General features: G+C 40.3%; 1 protein-coding gene and 1 pseudogene. Both read right to left on the bottom strand.

Features of this window, described 5'->3' with window-relative positions; translation table 11 throughout:
• Positions 1–299, bottom strand: a pseudogene (locus tag NRB16_RS28930) (AAA family ATPase); the annotation flags it as partial.
• Positions 300–443: 144 nt separating this feature from the next.
• Positions 444–643: hypothetical protein (locus tag NRB16_RS28925; RefSeq protein ID WP_257107571.1), on the bottom strand; the 200-nt coding region annotated here is incomplete at its 5' end.

Genomic DNA, 643 nt, shown 5'->3' with positions numbered 1-643 from the left:
GGAATACATACATAATATTTAGTTAGATTAGGGTGAGTATTTAAGGCAGTTTCAAATGATTTTTTTATTTGTGCCCACTGGGAAGCCCCAATAGAATCGAAATACTTAGCTTGCCAACCATATTCATCACCATTATCCAGAACGCAATAAGCTTCTACACCTGCGTCAGGCGCTGCAACTCTATAGAAGCCCACACGCCCTGGAATTTCTTCCTCTCTCGCTAGCTGGCATACCAGCTCTTCAAATGCAGAATTCTGAGAGTTATTGAAAGTCCTAATTTGACTCCATTCAACAGCCATGAAAACACCACCAATATATATAAATTCTGTTCAAAGTTAATATTTATAACATCTACGTCATGGTAAATATATAAACACTTCAACCGCCACCAATGTAAATACAACAAATTGATTCGGTATGAATGCGACTGCTCCTACCCTCCGCTAATCCGCAATTAGCTCGGGAAATACGTAACGATTTTCGACGCACTTCTCAACATATAGTAAATCTTGCTCAATCCTTCCCAGTCCGGATTCGCATTCCAACTTCCGCAGTCTGAATTCCTCCACAGATTCTGGCTTTGCATGTTCAACGAAACCTTGATCAGCAAGTTTTTTGTTTGCTTGGGCAAGTCGATTGCTTA

This window comes from Pseudomonas sp. LJDD11, from assembly GCF_024584215.1.
Taxonomy (GTDB): Bacteria; Pseudomonadota; Gammaproteobacteria; order Pseudomonadales; family Pseudomonadaceae; genus Aquipseudomonas.
The sequence above is the reverse complement of the archived record's forward strand: the minus strand, read 5'-3'. Positions and strand labels throughout refer to the sequence as shown.